Source organism: Desulfuromonas sp. TF, from assembly GCF_000472285.1.
Taxonomy (GTDB): Bacteria; Desulfobacterota; Desulfuromonadia; order Desulfuromonadales; family ATBO01; genus ATBO01.
Window position 1 is genome coordinate 196,244 of sequence record NZ_KI421413.1, and the last position, 14,425, is coordinate 210,668.

At 60.2% G+C, this 14,425-nt stretch carries 10 protein-coding genes; 3 read left to right on the forward strand and 7 right to left on the reverse strand.

The features are described 5' to 3' along the window. Nucleotides 1–4 precede the first annotated feature (4 nt). The 4 genes from DTF_RS0103440 to DTF_RS21715 all read right to left on the reverse strand — a co-directional run bounded on the left by DTF_RS0103440 (nucleotide 5) and on the right by DTF_RS21715 (nucleotide 6,703). Nucleotides 5–517: a hypothetical protein gene (locus tag DTF_RS0103440; protein WP_027714181.1), complete on the reverse strand. Its 513-nt coding sequence runs from the start codon at nucleotides 515–517 to the stop codon at nucleotides 5–7. A gap of 62 nt (nucleotides 518–579) precedes the next feature. Continuing rightward, entirely contained in the window at nucleotides 580–3,831 is a 3,252-nt protein-coding gene (locus DTF_RS0103445) for an efflux RND transporter permease subunit (protein ID WP_027714182.1), read from the reverse strand. Between the two features lie 53 nt (nucleotides 3,832–3,884). Beyond that, a complete protein-coding gene (locus DTF_RS21710; protein ID WP_051360832.1) occupies nucleotides 3,885–5,384 on the reverse strand; it encodes an efflux RND transporter periplasmic adaptor subunit in 1,500 nt (499 codons plus the stop codon). A 17-nt stretch (nucleotides 5,385–5,401) separates the two neighbouring features. Then, nucleotides 5,402–6,703 carry a TolC family protein gene (locus DTF_RS21715; RefSeq protein ID WP_051360834.1) on the reverse strand — a complete coding sequence of 434 codons (1,302 nt, stop codon included), beginning with the start codon at nucleotides 6,701–6,703 and terminating at the stop codon, nucleotides 5,402–5,404. A gap of 288 nt (nucleotides 6,704–6,991) precedes the next feature. Here DTF_RS21715 and DTF_RS26815 point away from each other — a divergent pair, with 288 nt between their 5' ends. Beyond that, on the forward strand, nucleotides 6,992–9,085 hold the full coding sequence (locus tag DTF_RS26815; RefSeq protein ID WP_027714183.1) for a M1 family metallopeptidase: 2,094 nt from the start codon (nucleotides 6,992–6,994) through the stop codon (nucleotides 9,083–9,085). A 4-nt stretch (nucleotides 9,086–9,089) separates the two neighbouring features. Continuing rightward, on the forward strand, nucleotides 9,090–9,953 hold the full coding sequence (locus tag DTF_RS0103470; RefSeq protein WP_027714184.1) for a ChaN family lipoprotein: 864 nt from the start codon (nucleotides 9,090–9,092) through the stop codon (nucleotides 9,951–9,953). Here the strand turns inward: DTF_RS0103470 and DTF_RS0103475 are convergent, their stop codons facing one another. Together DTF_RS0103475 and DTF_RS25940 are read right to left on the reverse strand one after the other, a co-directional pair. Next, nucleotides 9,954–10,604, reverse strand: a complete 651-nt coding sequence (locus tag DTF_RS0103475; protein ID WP_027714185.1) for a general secretion pathway protein GspB — start codon at nucleotides 10,602–10,604, stop codon at nucleotides 9,954–9,956. It lies immediately after the preceding gene. After that, entirely contained in the window at nucleotides 10,601–12,313 is a 1,713-nt protein-coding gene (locus DTF_RS25940; RefSeq protein WP_081702776.1) for an ExeA family protein, read from the reverse strand. Before DTF_RS25940 ends, DTF_RS0103475 begins: the two co-directional genes overlap by 4 nt. 211 nt (nucleotides 12,314–12,524) lie before the next feature. Here DTF_RS25940 and glgP point away from each other — a divergent pair, with 211 nt between their 5' ends. Further along, the gene (gene glgP / locus DTF_RS0103485; RefSeq protein ID WP_027714186.1) at nucleotides 12,525–14,237 is read left to right on the forward strand and encodes an alpha-glucan family phosphorylase; all 1,713 of its coding nucleotides are present in this window, start codon (nucleotides 12,525–12,527) and stop codon (nucleotides 14,235–14,237) included. A gap of 4 nt (nucleotides 14,238–14,241) precedes the next feature. On the opposite strand, the gene DTF_RS26920 is transcribed toward glgP, so the two are convergent. Then, on the reverse strand, nucleotides 14,242–14,415 hold the full coding sequence (locus DTF_RS26920) for a hypothetical protein (RefSeq protein ID WP_193352677.1): 174 nt from the start codon (nucleotides 14,413–14,415) through the stop codon (nucleotides 14,242–14,244). Between the last annotated feature and the right edge of the window lie 10 nt (nucleotides 14,416–14,425).

Sequence of the window (14,425 nt, forward strand, 5' to 3'; positions counted from 1 at the left end):
TCGATTATTTCACCATGTGCTCGAAATGATACTGGCGCTTCTCGCCGTCCTTGAGCTTGGTGCCGACCATGAATTCATACTTCCCGGCTTTTTCCAGGACGATATCGGCTCCGAAGTGCCCTTCCATCCCCATCAGCTTGACGGGACCCATCTCGTTTCCAGCGGGATCCTTGATCTTCACGGCCACGGTCCCTTCGGTAATCTGCTCACCGGCGGCGTCGACGAAGGCGACCATGAAGTGGTGGGTCTCCTTCATTCCCATTTTGGCCATGGCTTCCTTGACGTCGTTGAGATGGGCCATGGCCTTGACGCCGTCTTGGGTCTGCTCGCCGAGCATGACCATGGCACCATGCATTCCCATGCCGCCATGTTCTCCATGTTTCATTCCCTCCATTTTTCCGTGATCCATCCCTTCCTTTTTCCCGTGGTTTTCATGCTCCATGGCGGCGAAGGCGGCCAGGGGAGCGGCAAGGGCGAACAGGGCTGCGAACAACAGTACGATCGTTTTTCTTTTCATTGTCTTACCTCCGATTCTGTTTTTTTGTCGCGGATGATTCCGCGGTGGATGTTCGATTTTCGTCATGCCTGCGTTTCATGCACTTCTCCCTCTTCTATATCCCCCTCGGCGGTGGGGACGAAGGAGGAGTCCAGTTTACGGCTGCGCCACAGGTAGTAGATGACCGGGTAGACCATCAGTTCCATGATTCCCGAGGTCACCACCCCGCCGACCATCGGCGCGGCGATGCGCTTCATCACGTCCGCGCCGGCGCCGTGGCTCCACATGATGGGGAGCAGGCCGGCGATGATCACCGAGATGGTCATGATCTTGGGGCGGATACGTTTGACCGCCCCGTGGTGGATCGCCTGCCGCAGGTCGCCGCGGGTGAGCATGCGCCCGTTGTCGCCCCACAGCTTGTGGGAAAGATCGAGATAGAGGAGCATGACCACCCCCGTCTCCGCATCCAGCCCGGCCAAGGCGATCACCCCGACCCAGACGGCCACCGAGGTGTTGTAGTCGAGCACATAGAGGAACCAGAAGGCCCCGACCAGGGAGAACGGCACGGCCAAAAGGACGATCCCCGTTTTGATCAGGCTCTTGGTGTTCATGTAGAGAATGACGAAGATGATCAGCACCGTCAGGGGGATGATGACGATGAATCGCTTCTTCGCCTCCTGCATGTATTCGAACTGCCCGCTCCAGACGATGCTGTACCCGGGCGGCAATTCGATGGATTCCGCCACCGCCTCCTGCGCCCGCTTCACGTAGGTGCCGATATCGATGCCCTTGATGTCCACGTAGATCCAGGCGGTGCGTCGGGCGTTTTCGCTCTTGATGCTCGGCGGGCCCTTCTGGATCACGATATCCGCAACCTGGGAGATGGGGATGTGGGTGCCGTTTTTGAGGGGGACGAGAACCCGCTCCAAAGATTGCAGGTCGTTGCGGTAGTCGCGCTTATAGCGGATGTTGACCGGGTAGCGCTCGAGCCCCTCGACGGTGGTGGTGACGTTCATGCCTCCGATGGCCGACTGGATGATGTCCTGCACCTCGCCGACGGTGAGCCCGTAGCGGGCGGCGGCTTCTCGGTCGATGACGAAATCGAGGTAATTGCCGCCGGTGACCCGCTCCGAGTAGGCGGAGAGCGTTCCCGGGACGGTTCGCACCAAGGCTTCGATCTCCTCGCCGATGTCGCTGAGGGTCTTCAGGTCCGGCCCCATGATCTTGATGCCGACGGGGGTCTTGATGCCGGTGGAGAGCATGTCGATGCGGGTCTTGATCGGCATCGTCCAGGCGTTGGTGAGCCCCGGGAACTGTATGGCGTTGTTGAGCCGCTCCTTGAGCTCCTCCACATTGATGGAGCGCTCCTCCGGCCAGAGCCACTCCAGCGGGGCCCGGGCCCATCCGGTCCAGTCCGGCCAGTGCGAGTAGAAGCGCTCCACCGGGATCTTCCGCCACTCCTCTTCGGGCCTGAGCATGATGGTGGTCTCGATCATGGACAGCGGCGCAGGATCGGTGGCCGTCTCGGCGCGGCCGATCTTGCCGAAGACGTGGTGTACCTCGGGGAACTCCTTGATGATTTTGTCGGTCTGCTGCAGCAGCTCCCGTGCCTTGGTGATAGAGATTCCCGGCAGGGTGGTGGGCATGTAGAGCAGGTCCCCTTCGTAGAGGGGCGGCATGAACTCCGAACCCATCTTCGACAGGGGCCAGGCGATGGAGAGGATCAGCAGCAGAGCCACCAGCAGGGTGGCGCTGCGCCACCTGAGGACGAAATCGACCACCGGGTGATAGATCCGGATGAGAAAGCGGTTGATGGGATTCTCGTCCTCGGACTTGATCTTTCCGCGGATGAACCAGACCATCAGCACCGGGACGATGGTGACGGAGAGGATCGCCGCCGCCGCCATGGAATAGGTCTTGGTATAGGCCAGCGGCTTGAACATGCGGCCGGACTGCTCCTGCAGGGCAAAGACGGGAATAAAGGAGACGGTGATCACCAGCAGCGAGTAGAAGAGGGTCGGACCGACCTCCACCGCCGAGTCGCGGATGATCTTCCAGTGGGGCTTTTTCCCCTGATAGCGCTCCAGGTGCTTGTGGGCGTTCTCGATCATGATGATCGCCGCGTCGATCATCGCCCCGATGGCGATGGCGATTCCGCCCAGGCTCATGATGTTGGCGTTTATCCCCTGGGCATTCATGATCACGAAAGCCATGAGGAGGGCCACCGGCAGGGTGAAGATCGCCACCAGTGCGCTCGGCAGGTGGAAGAGGAACAGGGCGGTGACCAGGGCCACCACAATGCTCTCCTCCAGCAGCTTCTCCTTGAGGGTTTCCACCGCTCGCTCGATGAGCCCGGAGCGGTCGTAAACGGTGACGATCTCCACACCCTCGGGAAGCCCGGCCTTGAGCTGTTCCAGTTTCTCCTTGACCCGCTCGATGGTGGCCAGGGCGTTCTCGCCGAAACGCATGACGATGATGCCGCCGGCGACTTCTCCCTGTCCGTTGAGTTCGGCGATGCCGCGGCGCAGCTCCGGTCCGATTTTGACTTCGCCCAGATCGCGCACCAGCACCGGCGTCCCCCGGTTGTCGGTGCCGACGACGACGTTTTCCAGATCCTCCCTTGATTGGATGTACCCCTTGCCGCGGACCATGAACTCGGTCTCGGCCATCTCGATGAGCCGCCCGCCCACATCGTTGTTGCTGCGCTGGATCGCCGCCTTGATCTGTGGGATGGTGAAATGATAGGCAAGCAGCCGCACCGGATCGACGGTTATCTGGTACTGCTTGACGTAGCCGCCGATGCTGGCGACCTCCGAAACTCCTTCCACGGCGGTCAGTTCATAGCGCAAAAACCAGTCCTGAATCGAGCGCAGCTCCTGCAGGTCGGTCCTCCCGTCACTGACCAGGGCATACTCGTACACCCAGCCGACGCCGGTGGCATCGGGTCCCAGGGACGGTGTCACCCCTTTCGGCAGTTTGCCCGAAGCGTAGTTCAGATACTCCAGTACCCGGGAGCGGGCCCAGTAGATGTCCGTCCCCTCCTCGAAGATGATATAGACGAAGGAAAAGCCGAAAAAAGAGTAGCCGCGCACCACCTTGGACCCAGGAACCGCCAGCATCTGGGTGGTCAGGGGATAGGTGACCTGGTCCTCCACCACCTGGGGCGCCTGCCCGGGATATTCGGTGAAGATGATCACCTGCACGTCCGAGAGATCCGGAATGGCGTCGATCGGCGTCTTGAGCAGGCTATAGATTCCCGCGATGATGACGAAGACCGTCAGCAGAGCGAGCATGAACTTGTTTCGTATGGAGATGTCGATCAATTTTTCAAGCATTGCAATCCAATCCTCTGCGACAGGGTGGGCGAGGCGGCGGGTCAGGTACTTTTTTACCTGAACAAATCGTCCAGTTTCTCGTCACCCTTTCCTCCGGCCTCTTCGCCGAAGAGATCGTCAAGGCTTTCACCCTCGTGCCCCTCGTGTGCGGCCGGGGCGGGCTGTTTCGGCTCCATCATCTTGGAGATCGCCTCACGCAGCTGGCTTTCGGAATCGAGCATGAACTGGGCGGAGGTCACCACCCACTCGCCAGGCAAGAGTCCTTCCTCGACCTGGATATAACCCTTTTCGCCCCGCAGTCCGGTGCGAATCTGCCGGGGTTCGAACTTGCCGTCGCCGAGAGCGACGAAGACGGTACTTGACTCACCGGTATCCATGACCGCCTCGCTGGGGATCGCCAGCACATCCTTAACCGTCTGGGCATCGATGAGCACGTTGACATACATGTCCGGTTTCAAGGTGTACTCTGGATTATCCAGAACGATGCGGGCCTTGACGGTGCGGGTCTTCGCCTCCAGGTAAGGATAGATCTGATCGATCTTTCCCCGGATCGGCTCCCCTCCGTAAGGAAGTTCCACTCTGGCTTCCTGCCCCACCTTGACCCAGGGCAGTTCATATTCGTAGATGTCGGCATAGATCCAGACGTTAGAGATGTCCGAGATCCTGAACAGCTCCATACCCGCCTGGATGCGCTGCCCCTCATTGGCCATCTTCAGGGTCACGATGCCGTCGTAGGGGGCATAGAGCGTCATGGACTTCTTCACCTCTCCGGTCTTCCGAAGCCTTTCGATCTGCCGGTTGGAGATGTCCCAGTAGTTCAGGCGCTTGCGGGAGGACTCAAGAAGGCGCTCCGCTCCCTCGGCGATCTCGGGAAAGGGGCTCTTCTCCAGCCTGGACTTGTTGTTCAGGGCCAGCAGATACTCTTCCTGCGCGGCGACAAGCTCGGGGCTGTAGATGGAGAGGAGTGGCTGACCTTTTTTGATGAACTGTCCGGTTTCATTGACATGGAGAGTCTCGATCCATCCGCCGATCTTGGCATTGATCGAAAATTGTCTGGGCTCCTCGTACCCGACCAGGCCGACGGTGCGCACCGTCCGTTTGAGATCGCGCCGAACCGCCTCGGCTGTGCGGACTCCCATGTTCTGCTGGGTCACCGGGTCGATCCGGATGACCGAACCGCCGGGCGCCTCATCCTCGTAGACGGGAACGAGATCCATCCCCATGGGGGATTTGCCCGGCTCGTCGCGGATGTAGGTCGGATCCATCGGCGCCACCCAGTACTTGATTTTGCGCTCGCCTCCGGCTTGGGCAGTTTTTGCGGCTCCACCGACGGATTTCAACGGAGTCAGGTTCATTCCGCAGATGGGGCAGGTCCCCGGTTCGTCCTGGATAACGAAGGGATGCATGCCGCAGGTGTACTGCGCGGCTTCTGCCGGGGCGGCAGCCGTGGTCTCGGAATCCTCCGGAGAAGGAAATTTCTGCAGGGAAAGGGCTCCCACCACGGCCATGAGAATAACAATGAGCACCAGAAAGAATTTTTCACGTCGGGTCATCACAGATACTCTTCGGATTACGGGTTTACGGGGTTGGAATCGGCGGACGGACCCGCAATTCCCACTCCGGACTCAGCCTCGAGCCGGGCCAGGCTTTTTTGGTAATCGGCCTGCACCCGGTAGTATTCCAGGTTGTACCGATACAAGGTCATCAGGCTGTCCAGGAGGGAGAGAAAATCGACCGATCCGACCTGGTAGGCGCTCACCGATGCCTGGTAGGACTGTCCGGCCTGGGGGACGATCCCGGATTCATACAGCCGAAGCAGGTCGCGGTTCTTCTCCATCTGCGCATAGCCGTCGGCGATGTTGAACTCGACCGTGTTGCGAAAATCGTCGTACTGACGCAGGGCCATGCGGACTCCCGACTCGGCCTCGGCCACGGCCGCATGCCTTTTCTGCCGGTAGACGGGGAGATTCACGCTGAACTCGAGGCCTACGAAATCGGTGCCGTCGTCGTTGCGGTTTTTCTCCCGGAACGTATAGGCGGCTCCGACGTTGAAGTCAGGGTAAAAGTTTCTTTTCGCCAGCTGTTTTTCGACCCGGTACCGCTCCACCAGCGATTCGTAGGCGGCATACAGGGGTCGCCGGGAGCGGGATTGTTCCAGCAGCGCGTCGAGGGATAGGGTCACTGGCGGAGTCTCCAGTTCAGTCGGTGTCTCCAGGGGGGAGCCCGTGGGACGGGCAAGGAGGCGGTTGAGGTTTTCCAGAGCGGTGCGGCGCTGCTGCCGCAGGGTGAAGAGCCGGTCCATGAGTTTTGAACGCTCCACCTGGGCCTTGAGAACGTCCTGCTGCAGACCCTGCCCCACCTCGTAACGAGTTTCCGTCAACCGGGTAAAATCGTCGAGAAGAGCCATGTTCTTCTCAGTCACCTCGATCCCCCGGTTGTAATAGTAAAGGTTGTACCACCCCTCCCTGACCATGCGACCTAATTGCAGACGGGCATCGTCGTAAGCAGCACGGTACCACTCGGCCTGCTCCCCGGCGATCTCTCCGCGCAAGGCCAGCTTGCCGGGGAAGGGAAACTTCTGGCTCACCTTGAAAATCCGGCCGGTCATGGGCGTCTCATCGGCGGCCAGGGAATCGACCGGGAAATTGTTGAACACGATGCCGGCAACGGGATCCTCGAGCGCCTCGACCTGGGATATCTTCTCGGCATTCATTTCCCAGCGGGCCCGGGCGGCCTGCAGGTCGGGATTGTTGGCCAGGGCCTCCTCCACCAGAGCGTCGAGAACGGCCGGAGTGTTCTCCGCTGCGGCAGGAGCAATGCCTGTGAAAAAGAGGGCGAGGGCAAGGCACCAGCGTCCGAGTGAAAATTTCATCTGACAACTCCAAAAATGTGGGAACGACTCATTAATTTGTCCTCCCATTTGATCAAGAATAACGTTACCGATAAAAACAGAATACACGGATCATGCCTAAACGAAAACATGCGGCGAACTCCATACTTAGACGAACTCGACCTCCAAGACCTCCAGAGACTGTGGAATATCCCACAGACGACTCCAAGAATATTCTGCACTTATGTCTACAGGGGCCGTACCTCCAACACCATCGCATAACAACCACTCCATCATAAATCCTTTTTCCTTTCAGGTATAATAGGGGGCATGAAAAATCTGTTGGCTCCCATCCTATTTTCCCTGATTCTCCTGCTGCCCTGGCAAGGGCCGCCGCTTCCCTGCGCGCTCGGCGATACGGGACCGGCCATCCTTCGTCATGACCTGCATGCGATCCTGATCCCTGGCGAAAAAACACTGCAGGTGACCGACACCCTGACCCTCGCCCCTGCCGGCGAGTCGAGGATTGTCCTATTCCTCGCCGCCGCGTCCCGGATTGAGCGGGTGCTGATCGAAGGGCAGCCGGCCTCTTATCGTTTCTCAGGGGACCGGCTTACCATCAACCTTCCCCATCCGACGCCGGAGGAGGCCGCCCTGCTCGTCGAGTACCGAGCCGTCTTCGACGATGTTGTTCCGGACCAGCCCCTGCACAGCGAGGATCCCACCTACGGCGTCGCCGCCGCCATCACTCCCCGGGGGACTTTCCTCTCCGGCTCCGCCGGCTGGTATCCGCATATCCCCGGCTGCACAGCCCGGTACCGCGTTCGCCTGGAGGCTCCCCGGGGGATGGAAGGGGTCACCTCGGGCCGCCTGCTCGAACGGGGCGAGGAGGATGGCAGGAGCTTTTCGGTGTGGGAGACGTCCTCTCCCCTTCCCTCCCTCACCCTTGCCGCCGGGCCTTATCAGGTCAGCCGCGAGATGGCCGGGAATATACCGGTGTACACCTTTTTCAGCCATGAAAACTCCGCTCTTGCAGCAACTTACCTCAATGCCGCTAAAGAATACCTTGAACTCTATCGAGATCTGTTCGGACCCTATCCGTATGAAAAATTCGCCGTCGTGGAAAATTTCTTCCCGACCGGCTACGGGTTTCCCTCCTGGACCCTTCTCGGAAGCACCGTGGTTCGTCTCCCCTTCATTGTGGAGACGAGCCTCGGGCACGAGATCGCCCATTCCTGGTGGGGCACCGGCGTCCGGGTCGATTATTCCGGAGGGAACTGGTCGGAAGGACTGACGACCTATGTGGCCGATCATCTGTACAAGGAGCGTTCTTCGGCCAAGGAGGGGCGCGAGTACCGGCAGAAGATACTGCGCGATTACGCCGCCCTGGTCTCATCGGCCGACGACTTCCCGCTTTCCGCTTTCACGGGCCGATCAAGCGCCTCAGACCAGGCGGTCGGATACGGCAAGGCGGCGATGGTCTTTCACATGCTCCGCAGGCAGGTCGGAGATGAAAACTTCTGGACCGGGCTGCGCAAGGCGGCTCAGGAGAACATGTTCCGGGAGGTATCCTGGAGCGAGCTGATCGATGCCGTCGGTGATTCGGCGGGACAGGACCTCTCCGGATTTTCCCGCCAGTGGGTGCAGCGCGAAGGCGCCCCGGTTCTGCGCCTGGAAGAGGTGAAGTCTCGGCGCAGCGGAGATCAATGGGTGGTCACAGGGCGTCTGCGGCAGGAGAAGCCGTTCTTCCGACTCTCTGTGCCGCTGCGCCTTGAAATGGAGGATGATTCCGAGGAATCATCGGTCGATCTGCACGGGGAGTCCTCCCCTTTTAATATTACGGCAGAGGCAGAGCCCCGCCGCCTGACCGCCGATCCCGGGGTCGATCTCTTTCGTCGGCTCGATCTGGCGGAGATCCCGCCGACGGTGAACGGCATCCGCGGCTCGAAGAACCTCCTTGTGGTGGTGTCCCGGGCCATTTCGAAGGAGACAGCGACCGCCGCCGCAACCCTGCTGGAGGCCATGCGGCAGAAAGGGGCTCGCCTGGTTCCGGAGAAGAAGGTCCGAAAGATCGATCTGACCGGCCATGACCTTCTCTTCCTCGGTTTCCCCGCCGATCCGGAGCTGCTGCCGCCCTTGCCGGAGACACTGAGGTGTACCGGGGAGGCCTGCACGGTCATGGACGAGCGATTCTCCGGCCCCGGGACAGCCCTCTTCGCCGCCTTCGCCCACCCCGCGGGCCCGGACCGGGCGGCGGCGGTCTTCGCTCCCTTTTCCGCCGAAGCCGCGCATGCGGCGGTCCGGAAGATCCCCCATTACGGCAAGTACAGCTATCTCGTCTTCGATTCAGGGAAAAATCGACTCAAGGGGATCTGGCCCGCCGACGAATCCCCCCTCATTCATCATTTTGCGAAAGAGAGATGAAACCATGAAGCGCATTCGGATTGTCTCCTTCACCATATTGCTGATCGTCGGACTCCATCTGTGGAACACCGCCCCCGCCGACGCCCATATCCTGGCTGTTGCCGATGGGAAAGTCGTCTCTCTCGAAGAAGTGATCGATGACCTGAAGGGGGTCCGTCTGGTTTTCATGGGAGAACTCCATGACCATCCGGGCCACCACATGGCTCAACTGCAGGTTATCCGAGCGCTCCACGACGCGGGAGTTCCCGTAGCCATCGGGCTGGAGATGTTCCGAACCGACAGCCAGAAGGCGCTTGATATGTGGGTGGAGGGCAGGATCTCTGAGAGGAGATTTTTAAGGACATATTTCGACAACTGGAGCATGTGGCCCGAGTACCGGGAGATCTTTCATGAAGCGAGGGGAAGGAAGATCCCCATGGTGGGGCTGAACATTTCCCGGAAGATCACCCAGCAGGTCGCCCGCAGCGGATTCGCATCCCTCTCGCCGAAGGAGGTGGGACAGCTGCCGGGGAAGGTGCGCTGCGATGTCGACCAGGAATACAAAGAGTACATACGCCGGGTTCTCGGCGGCCACGCACACAACAACTCCACCTTCGACAACTTCTGCGAGGCGCAACTGCTCTGGGACACGGTCATGGCTGACGCCCTGCTCGGCTTTCTCGCAACGCACCCGGAACACACCGTCGTGGTGCTGACCGGAAGCGGCCACGCATGGAAATACGGCATTCCTGAGCAGATCAGGCGGGAAGCCGAGGTCCCTTACCGGGTGCTGCTGCCGGAAATCCCCGGCCGGGTTGAGGCCGGGAGCATTACCGCGGCGGAGACCGACTATCTCATGCTGGGGCTGGAGGAGGCGCCGCTGCATTAGTTATCTAGCTGAGACGGGCCCGTCCAGCAGCACATCAAAACTCCGGCCGGAGTAATTGAAGCGCACCCGGTCTTCGGAGATCTCCACGACCCTGGCCCCCGCAATCACCGTTCCCTCCATGACGGGCAAATCGTTGATCACCGCAAGCCGGCTTTCCCGATCCTCTTGAAAGGCGATTCCAGTCAGCGTGAGAGCCGGCAGGGGGTCGACGATTTCTTTCACAACGGGACTCGGGGCGGGCGCCGTCTTCATCGGCTCCGGGGCGGCCTTCGGCTCTGCGGACAAGACCGGCCCGACAGGGATTTTCGTCGGAGATTTCCTTGCGGCGGCCGTCGGTTGCGCAGGAGCGCTGACAGCCTGGAGGGGGTTCTTCTGCTCGGAGGAAGAAACCGCGGGGGCTCTGTGTGCCGGCGGCATTTCGTGAATCGCCTGAGTCTGCGGCGGCTCCGGAAATTCGGTCTTCCCCATCAGAATATAGCCGGCCAGGGCGAAAGCGAGGACGAGGACCGCGACGGACGCGAAGGTCATCCAGGGGAAGGTCTTTCGCCGGGGCCCGCTTTTCAGGATATCCCGGGCGATATCGGTTGTGCCTTCCCGGCTGCGGGATTTCTCCTCCTCCAACTTTCGCAGGGCTTTCAGTATCGAACTCACTCTTCTCCTCCCGGCCGGGGGGCGCCCATGGTCGGCGATGACTCCTCGGCGACTTCCTGATACAGAGCGATCAGGGTCTGCGGCCCCACCTTGCCGTCGGCGATGAGTCCCCGCTCGGCCTGGAACTGCTTCACGGCCTCAATCGTGGCGGCATCATACCGGCCGCTCGCCTGCCGTTCATAGACCCCCGCCGCCTTCAGCAGCCCCTGCAGGCGGCTGATCTCCTCACCGGCGTCTCCCGGAAACGTCTTCGAGGGGAGATCCCTGTAATTCTTCCATACCAGGTAAGCGCGCCCTCCCCAGAGGAGACGGAGCGATTCCAGCTCCAGCCATTCGCCCTCCTCCGGAGCGGGAGCGATACGGGCCCTTCCCCCTTCCACCCGGGTAAGGGCCAGGTACCGGTGCCCCGATTCGCCGGGAAGGGAGATCTGCAGCAGAGCCGGGGTATCGAGGTGAACCAGTTCTTCCAGAGTGCCCCGGAAGCCGGAGAGCCGGAGGCTTCGCGAGTCGCAGGCTTTCTGCAGCCCGAAGGGGACGTCCAGACCGCTTTCGACAAGCTCAGTCTCGACTTTCCAGAGAGCGGCCAGAGTATTAAAAGCCCTGGCGGATACCACTCGTTCATCGGTTTCGGCAAGTTTCCGGCACAGGAGATCGGGATCCAACGGCGAATGCGGTTCGGGAGAGCTTTCGGGCGCGGGCGCGGCCACGACCGCGGGAGGCGAGGAGGAAGGAGAAGGAGGCTCCGGCAGGAGAGCCAGATATCCGCCCAGGACCGGAACGGCCAGGGAGACGAAGACGGCAATCGATCTGGGCACCGCAGCCAGGGTGTCGCCCAAAAAAGGGATGGCGAGAAGCAGGCAGCCCAGCACCGCCGCCAGCCGCCGAAGGCCGGTATTTTTAGAGGACTGCCGCCTCAGCTCCCGAATGGCGGAGGAGACCGTCGCAGCTGAAACTTCCCTGGCATCATCGGCGTAGGCGCTCAGCAGGGCGCGGTCGCAGACGATGTTGATCAGCCGGGGCAGGCCTCCCGAATAGCGGAAGATCTTCTTCACCGCCCCGGGCGTGAAGAGGGTTCCTTTCCCCCCCGCCACCTCGAGCCGGTGGCGGATATAGGCTCGGGCATCCTCGAAATCCATGGATCGCAGATGGTAGCGAACCGTAATCCGCTGGTTCAACTGCCGCAACTCGGGACGCGAGAGTTTTTTTTCGAGTTCCGGCTGGCCGACCAGCACGATCTGGATCAGCTTGTCCGTCTCCGTCTCCAGATTGGAAAGCAGGCGAATCTGTTCCAGAATTCCCGGCTCCAGGTTCTGTGCTTCATCGATGACCAGCACCACGGTTCGGCCGGCGGTGTTTTCCTGCAGGAGGAAGAAGTTGAGCGCCGACAGCATCTCATCGATGGTCGCTCCGGCGCAGGGGATGCCGAACTCGTGATGGATGCTGCGCAGAAGTTCGGGAGCGGAAAGGCTGGGGTTGAAGATGAAGGCCAGACGGTAGGCGTCGTCTCCGAGCTGGCTCAACAGGGTCCGCAGCACCGTGGTTTTGCCGGTTCCGACCTCCCCCGTCACCTCGATGAAACCGCAATGGCTGCGAATGCCGTAGAGCAGGTGGGCAAAAACCTCCTTATGATTCTTGCTCAAGAAGATGAAGCGCGGATTTGGGGTGATAGAGAAGGGCTTTTCCTTGAAACCAAAAAATTCGCGATACATGAAGCGCGCCATCCTCTCGACAGGCAGAACCGAAAAGCATTCTTTAAATGTTCCACAGATTCGGCACAAAGTCCAGTCCCCGGTCCAAATCCCGGACCTTCGACCGTGGACCGGAGCCTTGGTCCAACGATCCTGGACCTACCCATCGGCAGAATAGCTGGTATCCTTTAGATTTTAAAAATCAAATCATAGAGAAGAGGTGCGCGAATCCATGAGCGACTGGAAAGAGTTCACCCGGGAAAACAAAATCGCCTACTTTTCGATGGAAATCGGACTGACGGCCGAAATCCCCACCTACAGCGGAGGTCTCGGCATCCTGGCGGGCGACACCATCAAGAGCGCGGCGGACCTGAGATTGCCCATGGTCGCCATCACCCTCGCCTACCGGAAGGGATACTTCTCGCAGAAAATCGGGCCCGACGGATGGCAGGAAGAATATCCCGTCGAGTGGAAACCCGAATCGCTCATGGAGCTTTTGCCGAACAAGACCCTGGTTACCATCGAGGCCCGAGATGTCAAGATTCAGGCGTGGTTGTACCGGGTAAAAAGCCCCACCGGCGGAGAGGTGCCGGTCCTCTTTCTGGATACCGACATCCCCGGCAATGCCGATGAGGACCGTCATCTCACAGATCAGCTGTACGGCGGAGACCGGGCATACCGCCTGAAGCAGGAAATGATCCTCGGCATAGGCGGCGCCCGCATTCTCGATGTTCTCGGGTTCTCCGTCCGCAAATACCACATGAACGAAGGTCACGCCAGCCTGTTGACCCTGGAACTTCTCGACCGTACGCGCCGGCCGGTGGAGGACACGTGGGATGAAAGATTCCTCTGGGACACCAACTGGGTGGCGCAGCGTTGCGTTTTCACCACCCATACGCCGGTTGAGGCGGGGCATGACCACTTCTCCTACGAACTGGTCCAGCAAGTCCTGGGCGAAATGATCCCTATCGCCATGCTGAAGGATCTGGCCGGCAAGGACGAGTTGAACATGACCATGCTGGCCCTGAGGCTGAGCCGGTTCGTCAACGGGGTGGCCAAGAAGCACGGCGAGATATCCCGCACGCTGTTCCCCGGCTTCGAGATCCATGCCATCACCAACGGCATTCACCCCTTTACCTGGGCCTCCCCCTATTTCGTCCATCTTTACGACCAATATCTTCCCGGCTGGGCCAACGAGCCCGAACTGCTGGTGCGGGTCGACAATATCCCCGACGAGGAGATATGGGACGCCCATTACGGAGCCAAGTCCTACCTGTTTCAGTACATCGAAGAAGACACCGGGGTGAAGCTCGATTCCGGCATCCTGACTCTCGGTTTCGCCCGGCGGGCCACGGCCTACAAACGGGGGGACCTGATTTTCAGCGACATCGAGCGCCTGCTCAAGATCGGCGAGGGAAGGCTTCAGCTGGTTTTCGCCGGCAAATCACATCCGAAGGACATCACCGGGAAAAAACTCATCCAGAAGATCGTCAGCCATATCGCCCCCCTCCGGGACAAGATCAAAGTCGTCTACCTTGAGAACTACAACATGGATGTGGCCTGTCGGGTCATCCCCGGCGTCGATCTGTGGCTGAACAATCCCCTGCGCCCCCTGGAAGCCTCGGGAACCAGCGGAATGAAGGCGGCCCTCAACGGAGTGCCCAACTTCAGCGTCCTGGACGGTTGGTGGATCGAGGGGCACATCGAAGGAATCACAGGCTGGTCCATCGGACCTCCGCCGACAGAGTCGTCGCTCGACGCGAATCGTTCGGGAGAGGATGTCGTCGACCTGTACAACAAGCTGGAGCACATCATAATCCCCCTTTACTACGACAACCGACCGGGATGGATCAAGGTGATGAAGAACGCCATCGGCAAGAATGCCTACTACTTCAATACCCACGTGATGATGCGGCGATATGTGACGGAGGCTTATCTGCGGTGATCTGTCAATGGTACTCCTGATCCGGCCCCGGTCCCGGTTTCATCATGGCAATGATCAGCAGCGCAAAGGGGCCGATCAGCAGGCCGATGACGACCCAGAACACGACATTTCTGTTCTTGCCCTTGGCCAGAGAAGCGGCGGCCGCTCCGAATATGAGCCAGGCGATGAAAAATTCCATGAAGTCTCCT